Below are 16,092 nucleotides of genomic sequence, written 5' to 3'. Positions count from 1 at the left end.
GGGTTATTCGCTGGCGTTAAGTATTTTATTCAGCTCTTGACGTTCAGCGTTGGTCATTTCTGTTTTATTGAGGAACGGCATATCGCCACTGACGACAGCGCGGGCAATAATGCGGGATTTCCAACGTTCCACATCTTGCCATGTATCGAATACCGCGCCACTTGGTGCCACTTTAAACACATCATCTGTAGGTGTTGAACTGTGGCACTGGCCGCAGCGAGCTTCAATAATGCCTAACACTGAATGTTGCTGTTCTGTGAGTTGAAGTTCAGCTTCTACGGAAGCAGTCGCCACTGTTTCCGTCAAGGCAGACTCAGAACCTTGCGCCGCAACCACTTTTGGTGCGTGTAGCTGTGATGTTGCTTGCCAACTAATTGCAACTGCCAGCGCAAACATAGCGCCAGCACCCACATACATCACGCTCGGTTTTGACTGACCAGAGTGCTTGAGGTTGAAGTAATGGCGAATGTAAGCACTGATAAGCATAATTAAAAGCCCAATTAGCCAGCTTTGTGCGTGCTGGTAAATCATCGGATAGTGGTTGCTGATCATCAAAAAGATGATAGGCAGCGTGAAGTAGTTGTTGTGGATTGAACGGCGTTTGCCTTCTAAGCCCGGAGCTGGATCTACAGGTTCACCGGCGGCCACTTGTTTTACCATCTTCCGTTGACCCGGGATGATCTTATGGAAAACGTTGTTCACCATTATCGAACCGATCAGAGCACCCATGTGAATGAAAGCACCACGGCCACTGAACATATGGGCGAAAGCATAGAAGAATAGCGCGCCGAATAGCACTAACACGCCAATAAACAGAGGTGTTGAACGGTTCAATGGAGAACGCATTAATCCTTCGTACACAACCACGCCAAGGAAGATAGTCCCTATACCTAAACTCACAGCTTGAAGCGTGCTCAGTTCCATAACACGAGGGTCAATAAGGTAAGCTTGCGCGTTGAAGTAGTACATCCAAATTAACAACGCAGTACCTGTCAGCCACGTGGAGTAGGCTTCCCATTTAAACCAGTGCAGCTTTTCAGGCATTTGTTCTGGGCCAACTTGGTATTTGGCGACTTCATAGAAGCCACCACCGTGGAGCGCCCAAAGATCGCCTTTTATTCCTTTGTCCTGTTTCCACTTTGGCGGCGTTTCTAAAGAGTTATCTAACCAAGTGAAATAGAAACTTGCGCCAATCCATGCGACGCCGCAGATTACATGGAACCACTTGATAAATAGCGCAATCCATTCGTAGAGTTGTGGCCACATAACATTACATCCTTTTGATAAACTAATTTTCCATGAACATAGGTTTTCTCGATCACACGCTCGTCACCCAGTGTGACCAAAGCGAAAAGTTGCTCTGACAATTCCTGACAACGCAAAATGCGCTGCTTGAGCATTGGAAATGCTGTGAGATCGAGTTCCACGAAATCGGCTTCAGTGCCGATATTAAAATTGCCGATGAGGTGGTCGAGCCCCATGGCTGCCGCAGCTCCCTGAGTGCAGAGATAGAGAGATTCGAACGCATCTAAGCTCACGCCTTGTAACTGACATACTTTGTAAGCATCACTTTGGTTACGCAGCAGACTCAAACTGGTGCCTGCACCTACATCGCTGGCAATAGCGACCGGAATCCCTGCTTCTTTTGCTTTTTGATAGTCAAATAAACCACTGCCTAAAAACAGGTTCGAAGAAGGACAGAACGCAATAGAAGCGCCGTTTGCTGCTAAAGATTTAAATTCACGATCATTAAGATGCAGAGCATGACCAAACAGAGCACGGTCTCGCACTAGGTTATAGCGCTCATACACAGCTAGGTAATCGCCTTCTTCTGGGAAGAGGTCTTTTACCCATGCCATTTCACCATGGTTTTCACTCAAGTGTGTTTGAATGAAAGTGTCCGGATGCTCTTTCGCAAGTTGTCCTGCTTTTGCAAGTTGCTCTGGTGTACTGGTTGGTGCAAAGCGAGGCGTAATGGCATAGAGAGCCCGCCCATTTTTGTGCCAACGTTCGATTAGTTCTTTACTTTCACGATAGCCGGATTCAGGTGTGTCTTGCAGTTCGTCAGGACAGAAACGGTCCATCATTATTTTGCCGCAAATCATTCGTGCATCATGTCGTTCCGCTGCGGTAAAAAACGCGTTAACCGACTGCGGATGAACGGTGGCAAATACGCTGGCTGTGGTTGTGCCATGAGCAAAAAGTTGCTTGATGAAGAACTCTGCCTGAGCATCGCAGTAGTCTTGATTAGCGAACATTAGCTCTGTCGGAAAAGTATATGTGTTTAACCAATCCAACAGTTGCTTGCCATAGCTGGCAATCATCTCTATTTGAGGGAAATGCACATGAGCATCAATCATCCCCGGAATAAGCAGTCCGTGATGCTGAGTCACATGTCCTTGAATCAACAACGCTTTATTAGCTGAGATTGAAAAGAACTCTTTGGCATCTCCTACGTGGGTAATACGTCCATTTTCCACCACGAGCACGCCGTCATTCCAATACTGATAGTTCTCAGACGGTGACGATGTCACTTTTGGGAAGTGGAGTAAGCTTCCTCTGTGTACCTTTAACGTCATACTAACTACCTCGATAGCTGGAATATGAGTATGGCGAGAGAAGTAGCGGTATGTGGTAGTTTCTGTCGTCGCTTACGGTGAAATGCACGTCGATCATTGGGAAGAAAGACGCTCCGAATTGTTCTTCACAGTAAGGCTGAACGAGAAAGCGCAAAGTAAAGTTATGTTTATCAAGCGTAATGCCTTCAAAAACAGCGCGACCATCTTCGTTTGTGGCTTCCTCAGCAAGGCAATCGAAACTGCCCAAGCGATAAAGTTTTACAACGATATTTGCAGCGGGATGACCGTTAGCGGTGTCCAGTACATGGCAACTGAGTTTGTTCATAAATAAGCTTCCATTCTTATCTGACTGATTTTTTGTTGTTCTATTGCGGCTTGTTGCAACTCTTGTTCTCGAGTGCGGTTAAGGCGCGCTTTTAACATGCTGAGCATTTCATCTGCGCTTTTGTTGGTCGCGCATACGATGAAGATAAAACCGAATTTCTCTGCGTATTCTTTGTTCAGTGAAAGCAGTTGCTGCAAGGTTTCATCGGAAGCGCCTTTTACGCCGCCTTGCTCTTTTTCACTTAATGATTTTCCCTGTGCGTATTTCTTTTGCAGAGTAGAGATATCACCAATCATTGGGTGACCAGCGAACGCCTCTAGCCAATCTTGTTCTTCAAGCTCTGCAAATGCTTCCTCTGCCGCGTTTTTGAGCTCAGAAGGGTTTTTAAAAGGTATTTTGGCTTTCACCAACGATACCCATTTCTGACTGGTGCAGATTTTGTTCAGTGCTTGATCGTCGAGTTCCAAGCTCGTTCGTACTGCTGTCATTGCTTTTCTTCCTTTAAAACCTTACGAGCTTCATTTGCCTGTTTCCATTGCACTTCTTCGCTGTTGGTATCACGGTTAATGGTGTTGGCTTCTTGTTCACTGAATAAACCAATCAGTTGAGCCGCTACCGAAACAGCAACCTGCATTGGCAATTTGCCTTTCACATCCGGATGACCAATCGGGCAGGTGAGGTTATGAATGAGATCTGCGTCTGTGAGCTGTTCTTTCAAACGGAATTCAAAGCGCTGCTTTTTACCTTGTGAGCCGATAAGACCGACAAACGCGAAGCGGTTTTCTTCCAGTGCCAGACGGGTAATTTCAAAGTCGAGCCCATGATCTTGAGTCATCACAATGACATATGCGTTGTTAGGTAGTTGGCCTAACGCTTCAATTGGATTTTCCAGCAGTTCAACCTTGATGCCTTTGTCCTGTATAGGCGCAAGCCATTCGTGGCGGCTATCAACCACAGTTAACTGACAAGGCAGCTCATTTAACACTGTGGTTAATGCTTGGCATACGTGACCAGCGCCAAAGATAACCACTTGAGGTGTCTGAGTACGGAAATACTCAAACATCACCTGAACCGCGCCGCCGCAACATTGACCGAGATCCGCCGAAAGGGAGAAACGTTCAATGGAAACTTGGCTTTGATGAGAAGCTAATCCTTCTCGAGCCTGAGCAATAACTTGAAACTCAAGGTTCCCACCGCCCAGCGTGTCGAACTGGCACGCTGGTGTAATCACCATTTTTGCGCCGCTTGATCTCGGTACCGAGCCAACGTAAGCAACTACAGTTGCGATGCAATAAGCTTCGCCTTGTTGTTCAAGCATCTGGCACGCTTTCAGCCAGTGCATGCCTGGGTTGTTGAGTAGTCCATTCTTATTGAACTGATCAACATTGAACTGCTCAAAACCTTGAGGATTATGGTGTGACGGCATCTTCAGTCTCCTCCACAACATTGTGTTCAAGCCATTGAAGCTGCTCTTCACACGCTCTCAAAATGGTTTCGCCGGTAGCAGGGGCATGCAACTGCGGCGCATGTTTGTGACCACTGATAGAAGCCACTGCATCATAAGTTGCACACCAAACGCTGATTGCATGCATAAAAGGCGGTTCGCCCACCGCTTTCGAGCGATAAATACTGTGCTCTGGGTTGGCTTTCTCATACAAATCAATCTGCATCTGTTTCGGATAGTCACCAATCGTCGGGATCTTGTAGTTCATTGGACTGTTACTGAGCAGGTGACCGTCTTCATGCCATACAAGTTCCTCGGTGGTCAGCCATCCTAAACCTTGCACAAACGCGCCTTCAATCTGACCTTGGTCGATGGCTGGGTTTAAGCTGTTGCCCACATCGTGCAGAATATCCACGCGATCAACACGCATCTCTCCAGTGAGAGTATCAATCGTGACTTCGGAACAAGATGCACCTAGTGAGAAGTAGAAGAAAGGATGTCCAGTCGCGGTTTTTCTGTCGTAACCAATTTTTGGTGTTTGGTAAAAGCCGGTTGCAGAAAGAGATACACGTGCCATATAAGCTTTTTGTACCAACTGAGCCCAAGTGACGGTTTCATTCACACCTACAAGCTCGCCGTTAACGATATCGACGTCTTCAACCTTGTAGTGGTTACGTGCAAATTCCAGCAGACGCTGTTTAATCTCTAACGCTGCTTTGTGCGCTGCCATACCATTCAAATCAGCACCGGAAGATGCTGCGGTTGGTGAGGTGTTTGGTACTTTGTCTGTACGGGTAGAGGTAACCAGCACCTTGTCTAAGCTTACACCAAAAGTTTGTGCCACGATTTGCGCAATCTTGGTATGCAGACCTTGACCCATTTCGGTACCGCCATGAGAAACCTGCATAGTGCCGTCTGTGTAGACGTGGATAAGTGCACCAGCTTGGTTGAGGTGCGTTGCGGTAAACGAAATACCGAATTTAATCGGTGTTAACGACAAGCCTTTTTTCAATACAGAATGGCTTTTGTTCCATTGGTTCACTTGTTCACGGCGAGCGCGATAGTCACTGCTTTGTTCAAGCTGCTTCATGATTTCAAGCATGGCGTCGTATTGATCCACCTGCATGCCGTAAGGCGTGATGTTTTTGCCTGCTCGATAGAGGTTTTTAAGGCGAATATCGAGTGGATCTTGTCTGACGGTTAGCGCCAGCTCTTCCATCGCTTTTTCGATCACGATCATCCCTTGAGGACCACCGAATCCACGATAAGCTGTATGAGAAACCATATCTGTTTTCAGACGATTGCCTTCAATACATGCCTTACCAAGGAAATAAGCGTTGTCGGCATGGAACATTGCGCGGTCGACAATCGCATCAGACAAGTCAGGGGAGTGACCACAAATACCGTTCACTTGGATATCCGCCGCGATGATTTCACCTTGTTTGTTCGCCGCGATTTGGTAGCGGTTGTAGAACGGGTGACGTTTACCTGTCGCCGTCATATCAATACCGCGAGGCAGTCGAATTTTAACGGCACGTTTTGTGTGATAAGCGCCAAGCGATGCCAAACATGCCCATTGTGCGGCCTGGCTTTCTTTACCACCAAAACCACCGCCCATACGGCGCATATCAACCGTTACATGGTTGAAATCAACATGCAGAACTTCAGCAATCAGTTTTTGAATTTCAGAAGGGTTTTGAGTTGATGAACGTACAAAAATTCCGCCATCTTCGGTGATTTCTGCAAGGCTCACTTGTCCTTCCAGATAGAAATGCTCCTGACCGCCGACGTGCATATCGCTGTCTATGGCGATATCCGCATTTTCAAAAACGCTCTGTTCAATGTGTTTGCCCATTTGGTGAGAAGGAAGCAGCTCACTGGCGTTTTCGTGGCTTAGCACAACTTCTTCTTGTTGGTATTCAACAGAAGCTAAACGAGCGGCTTTCCATGCTTGGTCGTGAGTGGTTGCCAATACTAGCGCGATAGGCTGACCGAAATAGCGAATTTCATTGTCCAAAGCCAGCAGTGGGTCGCCTTTGAAAATAGTACCAATGTCTTTTTCACCGGGAATCGCATCCGCAGTAAAAACCTTAACTACACCGTCGGCATTCTCAACAGAAGAAAGATCCAAGTTGGTAATTTTGCCTTTGGCAATGGATGAGATGACAACAGCAGCATGAAGGCAGTTTCTTGGAGTTACATAATCATCAACAAACAAAGCTTCGCCACTCACTTGCTTATCGGCACTTTCATGTTTGTGCGGTTTGCCTACAACCTCAGTGACAGGTTGTTGCGCAGAAGTTTGAGTATCAACAGCAGTTTGTTTAAAAACAGAAGTTAATTTACGCATGTTGCACCAACCTTGTTTCAACTTGCTGTGATTCTAGGTAAAAGCGTTGCAGCAGGTTTTGTACCAGTTTTACGCGATACTCCGCAGAGCCGCGAACGTCACTTAACGGATGAATCACCTGAGTAACCTTTTGACGTGCTTTGTTGACGATAGGTTGTGTGATTGGGTGACCAACAAAGACTTCTTCTAACTCAAATAAACGCACAGATTTAGCGGCCACACCGCCTGCTGAAATAATGCAGCTCTTAACGCGTTTGTCTGAACCTATGGTCATGTTGATAGCAAAAGTGACGGTTGCAATATCGTCCTCATAACGCTTGCTGACTTTGTAGATAGCATGGAGTTGGTTTGGAGCTAAACGCGGTAGGTGAATCGCACTGATCCACTGGTTTGGTTTGATTAAGGTTTCGCGATAGCCAGTGATGTAATCTTCTGGTGCATAAAGGGTTTTGTTTACGCCATCATCCAGTTCAATTCTGCCCTGAAGGCTCATAAGTAGTGGTGCAATATCACCAATAGGCGAGGCATGACCAAGGCTTCCGCCCAGTGTTGCTCGGTGGCGGATGGTCAAACTGCCCAAACGTTCAATCACTTCATCCGTGGTTGGGAAGTGTTTCTTCATAAATTCATGAACAATGTTCATCGGCACCGCTGCGCCGATACGCCAGCCTGAGGTGGTTTCGGTAATACCAAGTAGGTCATCAACGTGTGAAATATCAATCAGTTCGGGAATGGATTTCAGTTGTTGCGTGACTTCCAGCGACAAATCAGTACCACCAGCAATCAGTTTTGCATTCGGATGTTCAGCACGTGCTTTTGCCAGAGCTTGACGAGTGGTTGGCTTAATATACTGAGCACTTTCTAACGGCTGAACAGATTTCATCCATGCTTTAACGCTTTCGATTTCAGCGCTAAGAGGATCTTCAATCTCAGTGGTTGCAATGGTGTTGGCGGCTTCAATCAGAGGGCCATAACCGGTACAACGGCATAAGTTACCTGCTAAGAAATCTGCAGGGTGTTGTGGTTTTTCGGTTTGTTTGGAAAGTGCGTACAACGACATCACAAAACCCGGCGTGCAGAATCCACATTGTGTACCGTGTTTATCTACCACTATTTGTTGAACAGGGTGGAGTTGCTTGCCCTGTTTTAGATGTTCTACCGTAACGACCTGTTTGCCATGCAGTGAGTGAATTGGCGTAATGCAGGCGTTTATTTGGCGATAATTGACGTTATCACCCTCTAAGCTGACTAAAACGACAGTACAAGCTCCGCAGTCGCCGCTTGCGCATCCTTCTTTAGAGCCCGTCATCTGCTTTTGTTCGCGCAGGTAGTTCAATAGCATGGTATCTGCTTTGGCAGACGCCACTTTGACGACCTCACTATTAATCATTAGCTCTAACATAACTTCCTCTCTCCCTTTCTAATTGTAGCTTTAGCCTTACTTTCTGCGCTTCCTTGCTTCAATGAGTATGGGTTTTTGTTATTAAACTTGTCCAACTGGTCAACTATTGGGTTAAAAAAAGACTCGTCTGCTGTGAGCAAGCAGACGAGTCCCGACGTGATTAATTAGGAATTTTTGCGTCGATACCTTCAACGTACCAGTTCACTGCTGCTAGCTCTTTGTCTGTTAAAGAGTGACCTGCTGGTATAACTTCCTTGCCTTGGTTATCTTTCATCGGGCCAGTAAATGGAACGATTTCGCCTGAAATGATCTTCGCTTCTGTGTCAGAAATTGCGTTTTTGATTGCTTCAGGAAGGCTAGGGTTGATAGCAACAATTTGTAGCAACTCATCTTTTAGACCGCCCCAGTAGTCTTCTGGTTTCCAAGTACCGTCCATAACCGCTTGCACAGTTTTGATGTAGTGTGGTGCCCAGTGGTCACGTACAGAGAACATATGTGCTTTCGGTGCAAAGTGGCTCATATCAGAGGCTTGACCAATAGCCATCATGCCGCGTTTTTCTGCTGCAATCAGTGGCGCTGGGCTGTCAGTGTGTTGAAGAATAATGTCTGCGCCTTGATCCATCAGTGCGTTCGCAGCATCCGATTCTTTACCTGGGTCGTACCAAGTGTTCACCCAAACGATTTTTAGTTTGATATCTGGGTTTACGCTTTTCGCGCCAAGATAAACGGCGTTGATATCACGAATAACTTCAGGAATTGGGAAAGTTGCAATGTAGCCAAGCGTGTTTGATTTTGTTGCCATACCCGCAGCAACACCCGATACATAACGACCTTCGTAAGTACGAAGTACGTAAGTACCTAGGTTTTTATCCATTTTGTAACCCGTCGCGTGTTCAAACGTTACTTTAGGGAAGCGTTTAGCAGCTTTCGCTGTTGGGTTCATAAAGCCGAATGAAGTAGTGAAGATAACTTCATTGCCTGACTTAGCGAGCTGAGTGATAACGCGTTCAGCATCCGCGCCTTCCGGTACGTTTTCCACGAATGTAGTTTGCACTTTGCCGTTGAAGTGTTTTTCCATTTCCAGACGGCCTTGGTCGTGCTCATAGCTCCAACCGTGGTCGCCAACAGGACCTACGTATACAAAACCGACTTTCATCGGATCTTCCGCAAGGGTAGAAGTTGAAAACACTGCAGACACTGAAAGTGCTGCAACCGTCATCCACTGATTTATTTTCATGAAATTCTCCATTTCAAAGATATCGCTATTTTAAGATAGCTATTTGGTTGTCCATTTTTGCTCGCAAAAGTGTATTGATAGGGAATTGCTTACAAAAAATTCGTGATACGAGATTGTTAGCAAAAAGTTGACCAACTGGTCGTGTTTTGAATAATTATTTTCGAATGGGCTTGTAAGCATTGTGCACAAAGGGGTTAGATATATTGTATACAGTCAGTATAGACACTGATGGGAAATTAACTTTAAGTGGATGTTTTACAATGGTGCTTACATGTATACAAAACGCACCATTTTGATGCGCTGAAAAGCTTGGATAAATACAGCTAAATAGAGAAGACTTTTTGAATAAATGCAGCGATATACCAAACAGAAAGCCCGCAAAAGCGGGCTGGTTTTTATCTGTTGTTATTGACGTTTGGGGTCGAACGGTTTGCCTAAACTCATTGGTGTTGCCAGTTTTTGACGCAACTCATTCGAGCTCAGTAACACCATGACAACGACCGTTGCCACATAAGGTGTCATCGCGAGCAGGTTAGGAGAGATGTCGATTCCGGCTCCCTGCATCATCAAATGCATGATGGAAGTAAAACCGAATAAGTATGCACCCAACACCAGATAACCAATGCGCCACGAAGCAAAAACAACCAGTGCTAACGCGATCCATCCGCGACCTGCGGTCATGTTTTCCATCCACATCGGTGTATACGATAACGACATGTAAGCTCCCGCAAGACCTGCTAATGCTCCGCCAAGCAATGTGACCATGTAACGAACTTTAATCACTTTAATACCTAATGCGTTCGCTGAGTGCGGGTTTTCACCCACGGCGCGAATAACAAGACCAATACGTGTTTTGTGCAGAGTCCACCAAGCTGTGCCGACAAGGATAAAACTTGCGTACACCAAAATGTCATGGTTAAACAGCAGCGGACCAAAGAATGGAATATCACTGAGTAAGGGAATCGCGATTGGCTTAAACCCTTGAATGGTACTGCCGACTAAGCTTCCGCCTAAGAACGCACTAAGCCCTGTTCCAAAGATAGTGAGAGCCAAGCCGGTTGCTACCTGATTTGAGCTAAGCGTGAGCGTTAATACACCAAATAACCAAGCCATCATCATACCTGCGAACATGGCAACCAAGACGCCGACGAGCAAGCTGCCCGAAACCATAGCACCAGCAAAACCGGCCATTGCACCCATCAGCATCATGCCTTCCTGACCAAGGTTTAGTACCCCAGTCTTCTCACAAATTAACTCGCCCAAAGCGATGATAAGCAAAGGGGTACCTGTTTTTAGTGCCGCGATAAACAGCGACTGAATTAGCATTGCATCCATTATGCGGCTCCTTTCTCATTAACCAGTGAACTAGCGGTTTTCTTGCTTAAAGAACGATTCGGCACGAATCGGTAGTAGATTAAAAAATCACACGCTAATAAGAAGAAGAGCAAAGTGCCTTGGAACAAACCAGTGACGGCTGTCGGCAGGTTAAGTTCAATCTGTGCTAGGTCACTTCCCATGTAAAGGGCACCCATAAACAGGGCAGCGATAATCACACCTATTGGATTCAAACGGCCAAGATAAGCAACGATGATAGCAGCATATCCATATCCCGGTGACACCGAAGGAACAAGTTGACCAATTGGTCCCATCACTTCAGCAGCGCCAGCAAATCCAGCCATTGCACCCGCGAATAACATTACGCCCCATACCAATTTGTTTTCGGAAAAGCCTGCGTATTTCGCAGCAGCACGCTCAGAACCCATGACACGCAACTTAAAACCGGGCAATGTTTTGAACAACATTAATCCTGCTGCTATTGCGACGATCACCGCAATCACAATTGACATAGTTGCACGCCCAGATTCCGTCAGAGGTGACATCATGACCGCATCGACGAACATAGCCGATTCAGGAAAACCAAAGCCAGAAGGATCACGCAGAGGGCCATGCACCGCCCAAAGCAGGATATACAAGCCGATGTAGTTAAGCATGATAGTGGTAAGAATAATGTTGGTGTGAAAACGGCGGTTTAGCCAAGTGGGAATGCCTGCCCATAATGCACCTGCGATAACACCCGCACCAACGGTCAGCAGGAAAGTACCAAAGCCGGAATCGTCAGTAGCAGTTACCGCTACCGCGCTGCTGGCAACGGCACCAATTAATAATTGACCTTCAGCACCGATGTTCCACATGTTTGCTCGGTAACATAGCGCCAAACCAATCGCACACAACATCAGTGGTGCGGATTTTACCAACAGCTCTCCTAAGTTGTAGCTGTCTGAAAATGGCATCAGAACAAATACTTGAAAGGCTTTGATTGGGTCAACATCCAACCAGACAAACATCAGGCTGGATACCGCCATAGTTAGTGCGACAGCGATGAACGGAGAAAGCCAAGACATCATCTTAGAGCTTTCTAAACGAGGTTGAACCTTAAGCATTTGCGACCTCCACATGAGAAACGAAACCACCGGCTATCCATTCCCCAATTTGATCGATAGAGGTATTGCTGGTTTTCACTGCATCTGACACTTGACCTTCATAAATTGCGGCTAGGCGGTCACACAGAATAAACAGTTCGTCGATATCTTCAGAGACAACAAGAACCGCTGTGCCAGCATCACGCAATGCGATGAGCTGACGGTGAATGGCACTGGCAGCACCGATGTCGACGCCCCATGTTGGATGCGCACAAATAATAACTTTCGGTTGCTGAGCGACTTCACGTCCCATAATAAACTTCTGTAAATTACCGCCTGAAAGGCTCTTAGCTTGAGAGTTTTCATTGCGGCATTTCACTTGGTTGTTGCTGATAAGCTGCTTGGCAAGTTGTTTGAGCTTAGGAAAATTAATGACACCACGAGAGCTTAGTGCACGAGAGTGAGTGAGCAGGGTGTTTTCTTCCAAACTCATTTCGGGAACGGCTCCCTGACCAAGGCGGTTTGCTGGCACGTAGGCAAGGCCAAGCTCGCGTCGTTTACCTGCGTCCCAATCACCAATGTTGATCTGCTGCCACTGAATGCTGTCTGCGTTGCTACGCGTGTCTTCACCACTGAGTACAGCAAGCAAATCTTCCTGACCGTTACCTGCAACACCTGCGAGACCGAAAATTTCGCCAGCGCGGAGTTGCAGATTTACTTTCTCTAGACCACAACCGAAAGGGTGAGAAGGAGAGAGTGTCAGATTGTTTGTTTGCAGAATGACATCGCTGGTTTCGGTTTTTGGGTAGCTTTCCGATAGCTGGGTTTCATCCCCCACCATCATTCGTGCAATCGAGTTTGGTGTCTCTTGGCTCGGGTCACATTCCCCCGTGACTTTTCCGCCACGTAAAATCACTGCGCGATGGCATAAAGAGGTGACTTCTTTCAGCTTGTGACTGATGAATAAAATGGCGCAACCTTCGCTCGAAAGTTGGTTAAGCACTTCAAACAAGCCTTCGATTTCTTGAGGTGCAAGTACGGACGTAGGCTCATCGAGGATCAGTAGTTTGACGTCCTGAATCAAACAGCGAAGTATTTCAACACGTTGCCTTTCTCCGATACTCAGACTGTGCACATATCTGTCTGGGTCCACATGCAGTTTGTATTGTTCACTTTTGGCGATGATAAGTTTGCGTAAATCCGAAACTGAGTCGAGAAATTCCTTGTCCAACCCTAGTTGAATGTTTTCCTGTACAGTCAGTGTCTCGAATACGGAAAAGTGTTGAAACACCATGCCGATACCCATTGCTCTTGCTTGGTTTGGCGAGCTGATAGTGACTTCGTGGTTATTCCACATGATCGCCCCTTCACTTGGGCTATTAATGCCATATATCATTTTTACCAGCGTTGATTTTCCTGCGCCGTTTTCCCCTAACAGTGCAAGGATCTCTCCTTGATGGAGTTTCAAATTCACTTTGTCATTCGCCACGACGCCGGGGAAGAACTTACTGATGTTCCACAGCTCGAGTAGTGGTGTGTCCATGTTGAGCAGATTCCTTTCCAATTATTTTTACGGCTATTTTTGTTTAATTATTTGTTCTTCTATTGAATTTATAAAAGCCAAATGCAAAAACCTGACCAAGTGTTCAACATCAACAGGCGTAAGGCTTAGCATTGAGAACTCACCTTTGCGTTGCTTTATATTGGTGCAGAGTGTTGAAATTGGTGCAAAAAATAGACACTTGACAACAACGGGCTATCCATTGATTACTTTAAATATAAGCCTAAATTGAAGGGAGTTCTTTTGGATACTGAACTTGCGCAGCACAAGCGGACTATTTCTGGAGAAATACGCAGGCGTAACGAAACGTTAATTTTGCAAGCCGCGGCCGATGAATTTGTAAAACACGGATATAAAGGAACATCAGTTCAGGCGATAGCGGACAGAGTTAATTTGCCAAAAGCCAATATTCTGTATTACTTCAAGTCGAAAACAGGGCTGTATAAGGCGCTACTCAAAGACATTTTAGACTTATGGAATGAGGGGTTTTCGGAAGACGCAGCCAATATGCCGCCCGAGACAGTGTTACACAATTATATTGTTGGCAAGATGCGCTACAGCCGCACACATCCACAGGAGTCGAAGATCTTTGCACAGGAGATCATTCAAGGTGCACCTAATATTCGGGATGAAATTCAGTTTCCGGTGGTGGAGTGGGCTACCGGTAAATCATCAGTGATTCAGACATGGGTGGATAAAGGTTTAATTCTTCCTGTTGAGCCTTTGTATCTGCTGTTTTTGATTTGGAGCTCAACTCAGTTCTATGCAGATTTTGACACTGAGATTGAGTTGATCAAAGGGGCACCCATGTCAGAAAGTGAATTTGAAGACGCACAGAATTTTTTGGTTAACATAATAATCCGCGGTTTAGCGGTAGAAACGTCATAGGTAAAAGTGAGGGAAACTTGAGTCAGCCAATGTTTGAAATACCTATTTTTGGTATTGGAATCGCAGGAAATTTTGCAGGGCATCTGCAACAAACAGGTGAAGAAAAGGGTTTACAGGGAAGCGTTGATACGCAGAGTCCACAGGCGTTGTTCCCTTTTTATGTTCCGGGTGCCAATGAATCCTATCTGAACCTCAATCCATACTCATTCGATGTTCTTATGCTACCTAGCGATCCTACCGCGAAAGTGCAAATGGAGCCCGAAATTGCGCTAATTACCAAGGTCAAATATTTAGGAACCTCTTTGCTTGGTTTTGAACCAGAAGGGATGACCTTGTTTAATGATGCAACTTACCGTAACGCTGTCGCTGATAAGCTGGCTCAGAAGAAGAACTGGGGGGCTGCGTCTAAAGGGATAGCAAGTAAAGTTATTCCTCTTTCAGACTTCAGCAAAAATGCCGACTTAGATAAGTACCGTTTTTGCAGTTTTCTTGGCAGAGACAACCAATGGAATCTCTGTTGCAATGACGTTTCATTGGGCGATTACAGCTACAGTTATGAACAGTTAATAGCGTGGCTAGTCAGCCAGAGCAATGCACAGAAAAACGAAGGTGCTTTGCATTCTATTCAGGAATTATTAGGTCAGGCGGGTTATCCCGAACGTATTTTGATCTCACTTGGCTCTTCTCGCTACACACTATTCGGTGAAAGTCATCAACTGAGTTCTAAAGACAAAGTGTGCGCTGTACTGTATGACTCTACACGTATTGATCTTGATGAGATTCAGTCGTTTGTTGAGCGTGGGGAAGCGCAACAGTTGAAACGCAATCACGTTGTTTTATTGCAAGAGTGTCAATGAAACAGGCACTTGTTACATATGAATATGTAGAACGGCTTATCGGATGCAGGTAAGCCGTTTTTCGGTTCGGCGCATTGATTATACCCAACGACTTTATTCCTCACCTATAGAATGCATTTCTGAACCTCTCTAATAAGCCATTGAACGCTGTCTTGGCTATCGTAAAGCTGATGGGTAAAAATACTCAGCGATAATTCGGGTATGTTTGGGGGTAACTCCACAATTCTAACTGGTAGCATTTTGCATAGTTCCGTCGCGATTCTAAGGGGAACGCACATCAAATTACTGGTATTTGATGTAACCAACCCACCTACAGCATAACTCTGCACAATCATCGAAATCTGACGTGCCTGATGTTGTTCCAGCAACCATCGTTCAATGGGATCGGCTCCGGAGTTGATCAAAGGTAAGTGTATCTGTGGAGTCTGAAGAAAAGTTTTAAAATTCAGCTTGTTGGGTAGTGGGTTGTTATTTGCGACAATCCCAACGTATGGGTCAGTGAGCCAGTGATACCGATGGTAATATCGAGGCATTGATTGCAAGTGATCAACACCCAAAGTTAAGTCTATATGCCCTTGTTCAACACGTTCCATCTGCATGTTTTCAGAAAGGATTTCAATTGCGATTCTGACGTTTGGTGCGTTCTTTTCCAGTGCCTTTCCTAGACGCGGTAAAGCATAAAACTCAAAGTAATCAATTGCGCCAATGTAAAACGTTTTTGCATCCACGCTCGGGTTAAAAGGTTTGGTTTTAGCAAATGCCATATCGATGGAAGATAGCCCTTTTTGAATGTCTGGCAACAGCATTTGAACCAAAGGTGTGGGCTCCATCCCTTTGCGAGTTTTAATAAAAAGCGGGTTATCAAAACGGTCTCTCAGTTTTGAAAGCACATGGCTTGCAGCAGATTGACTCATAAACATTTTCTGGGCAGCTTTTGATAAGTTTCTTTCTTTTTCCAGTACGACGAGCAATCGCAACTGGTTGATATCCATATCCATAAGTTATCGAAATCTCTCATATAAAAATAAA

The 16,092-nt window shown here is 45.7% G+C and carries 14 protein-coding genes; 2 read left to right on the top strand and 12 right to left on the bottom strand.

The annotated features are described in order from the left end of the window. Window positions 1–3: 3 nt before the first annotated feature. The 11 genes from ACRQQK_RS19980 to ACRQQK_RS19930 all read right to left on the bottom strand — a co-directional run bounded on the left by ACRQQK_RS19980 (window position 4) and on the right by ACRQQK_RS19930 (window position 13,300). Window positions 4–1,266, bottom strand: coding sequence for a urate hydroxylase PuuD (locus tag ACRQQK_RS19980; protein ID WP_457514334.1), 1,263 nt, complete (start codon window positions 1,264–1,266; stop codon window positions 4–6). Next, window positions 1,212–2,579, bottom strand: coding sequence for a guanine deaminase (gene guaD, locus ACRQQK_RS19975; protein ID WP_457514332.1), 1,368 nt, complete (start codon window positions 2,577–2,579; stop codon window positions 1,212–1,214). Before guaD ends, ACRQQK_RS19980 begins: the two co-directional genes overlap by 55 nt. A 1-nt stretch (window position 2,580) precedes the next feature. Then, window positions 2,581–2,904, bottom strand: a complete 324-nt coding sequence (gene uraH / locus ACRQQK_RS19970) for a hydroxyisourate hydrolase (RefSeq protein ID WP_457514330.1) — start codon at window positions 2,902–2,904, stop codon at window positions 2,581–2,583. After that, window positions 2,901–3,392: a 2-oxo-4-hydroxy-4-carboxy-5-ureidoimidazoline decarboxylase gene (uraD, locus tag ACRQQK_RS19965; RefSeq protein ID WP_457514328.1), complete on the bottom strand. Its 492-nt coding sequence runs from the start codon at window positions 3,390–3,392 to the stop codon at window positions 2,901–2,903. The genes uraH and uraD overlap by 4 nt, the downstream gene beginning before the upstream one ends. Continuing rightward, window positions 3,389–4,330 carry a xanthine dehydrogenase accessory protein XdhC gene (gene xdhC, locus ACRQQK_RS19960; protein WP_457514326.1) on the bottom strand — a complete coding sequence of 314 codons (942 nt, stop codon included), beginning with the start codon at window positions 4,328–4,330 and terminating at the stop codon, window positions 3,389–3,391. Before xdhC ends, uraD begins: the two co-directional genes overlap by 4 nt. Next, window positions 4,314–6,698: a xanthine dehydrogenase molybdopterin binding subunit gene (gene xdhB, locus ACRQQK_RS19955; protein WP_457514325.1), complete on the bottom strand. Its 2,385-nt coding sequence runs from the start codon at window positions 6,696–6,698 to the stop codon at window positions 4,314–4,316. The genes xdhC and xdhB overlap by 17 nt, the downstream gene beginning before the upstream one ends. Further along, window positions 6,691–8,100 carry a xanthine dehydrogenase small subunit gene (xdhA, locus tag ACRQQK_RS19950; RefSeq protein ID WP_457514324.1) on the bottom strand — a complete coding sequence of 470 codons (1,410 nt, stop codon included), beginning with the start codon at window positions 8,098–8,100 and terminating at the stop codon, window positions 6,691–6,693. Before xdhA ends, xdhB begins: the two co-directional genes overlap by 8 nt. A gap of 160 nt (window positions 8,101–8,260) precedes the next feature. Then, window positions 8,261–9,337 (bottom strand): BMP family ABC transporter substrate-binding protein, encoded by a 1,077-nt coding sequence (locus ACRQQK_RS19945; RefSeq protein WP_457514322.1) that lies wholly within the window; start codon window positions 9,335–9,337, stop codon window positions 8,261–8,263. A 405-nt stretch (window positions 9,338–9,742) separates the two neighbouring features. Next, entirely contained in the window at window positions 9,743–10,672 is a 930-nt protein-coding gene (locus tag ACRQQK_RS19940) for an ABC transporter permease (protein WP_102942098.1), read from the bottom strand. Beyond that, window positions 10,672–11,778, bottom strand: coding sequence for an ABC transporter permease (locus ACRQQK_RS19935; protein ID WP_457514320.1), 1,107 nt, complete (start codon window positions 11,776–11,778; stop codon window positions 10,672–10,674). Before ACRQQK_RS19935 ends, ACRQQK_RS19940 begins: the two co-directional genes overlap by 1 nt. After that, window positions 11,771–13,300, bottom strand: coding sequence for an ABC transporter ATP-binding protein (locus ACRQQK_RS19930; RefSeq protein WP_457514319.1), 1,530 nt, complete (start codon window positions 13,298–13,300; stop codon window positions 11,771–11,773). The genes ACRQQK_RS19935 and ACRQQK_RS19930 overlap by 8 nt, the downstream gene beginning before the upstream one ends. A 261-nt stretch (window positions 13,301–13,561) precedes the next feature. On the opposite strand from ACRQQK_RS19930, the gene ACRQQK_RS19925 reads away from it, so the two are divergent. Together ACRQQK_RS19925 and ACRQQK_RS19920 are read left to right on the top strand one after the other, a co-directional pair. Then, on the top strand, window positions 13,562–14,206 hold the full coding sequence (locus ACRQQK_RS19925; protein WP_457514318.1) for a TetR family transcriptional regulator C-terminal domain-containing protein: 645 nt from the start codon (window positions 13,562–13,564) through the stop codon (window positions 14,204–14,206). Window positions 14,207–14,235: 29 nt separating this feature from the next. Then, window positions 14,236–15,063 (top strand): DUF5718 family protein, encoded by an 828-nt coding sequence (locus ACRQQK_RS19920; protein ID WP_457514317.1) that lies wholly within the window; start codon window positions 14,236–14,238, stop codon window positions 15,061–15,063. 104 nt (window positions 15,064–15,167) lie between these two features. On the opposite strand, the gene ACRQQK_RS19915 is transcribed toward ACRQQK_RS19920, so the two are convergent. Continuing rightward, entirely contained in the window at window positions 15,168–16,061 is an 894-nt protein-coding gene (locus ACRQQK_RS19915; RefSeq protein ID WP_167413586.1) for a LysR family transcriptional regulator, read from the bottom strand. Window positions 16,062–16,092 lie beyond the last annotated feature (31 nt).

This window comes from Vibrio sp. C8 (genome assembly GCF_054051265.1).
This window is presented reverse-complemented; position numbering and strand designations above follow the sequence as displayed.

Bases quoted from the DNA above. Each gene is read 5' to 3' on its own strand.
- xdhB (WP_457514325.1), bottom strand. From the start codon at position 6,698: ATGCGTAAATTAACTTCTGTTTTTAAACAAACTGCTGTTGATACTCAA.
- guaD (WP_457514332.1), bottom strand. From the start codon at position 2,579: ATGACGTTAAAGGTACACAGAGGAAGCTTACTCCACTTCCCAAAAGTG.
- xdhC (WP_457514326.1), bottom strand. From the start codon at position 4,330: ATGCCGTCACACCATAATCCTCAAGGTTTTGAGCAGTTCAATGTTGAT.
- ACRQQK_RS19940 (WP_102942098.1), bottom strand. From the start codon at position 10,672: ATGGATGCAATGCTAATTCAGTCGCTGTTTATCGCGGCACTAAAAACA.
- ACRQQK_RS19915 (WP_167413586.1), bottom strand. From the start codon at position 16,061: ATGGATATGGATATCAACCAGTTGCGATTGCTCGTCGTACTGGAAAAA.
- ACRQQK_RS19935 (WP_457514320.1), bottom strand. From the start codon at position 11,778: ATGCTTAAGGTTCAACCTCGTTTAGAAAGCTCTAAGATGATGTCTTGG.
- xdhA (WP_457514324.1), bottom strand. From the start codon at position 8,100: ATGTTAGAGCTAATGATTAATAGTGAGGTCGTCAAAGTGGCGTCTGCC.
- uraD (WP_457514328.1), bottom strand. From the start codon at position 3,392: ATGACAGCAGTACGAACGAGCTTGGAACTCGACGATCAAGCACTGAAC.
- ACRQQK_RS19980 (WP_457514334.1), bottom strand. From the start codon at position 1,266: ATGTGGCCACAACTCTACGAATGGATTGCGCTATTTATCAAGTGGTTC.
- ACRQQK_RS19945 (WP_457514322.1), bottom strand. From the start codon at position 9,337: ATGAAAATAAATCAGTGGATGACGGTTGCAGCACTTTCAGTGTCTGCA.
- ACRQQK_RS19920 (WP_457514317.1), top strand. From the start codon at position 14,236: ATGTTTGAAATACCTATTTTTGGTATTGGAATCGCAGGAAATTTTGCA.
- ACRQQK_RS19930 (WP_457514319.1), bottom strand. From the start codon at position 13,300: ATGGACACACCACTACTCGAGCTGTGGAACATCAGTAAGTTCTTCCCC.
- uraH (WP_457514330.1), bottom strand. From the start codon at position 2,904: ATGAACAAACTCAGTTGCCATGTACTGGACACCGCTAACGGTCATCCC.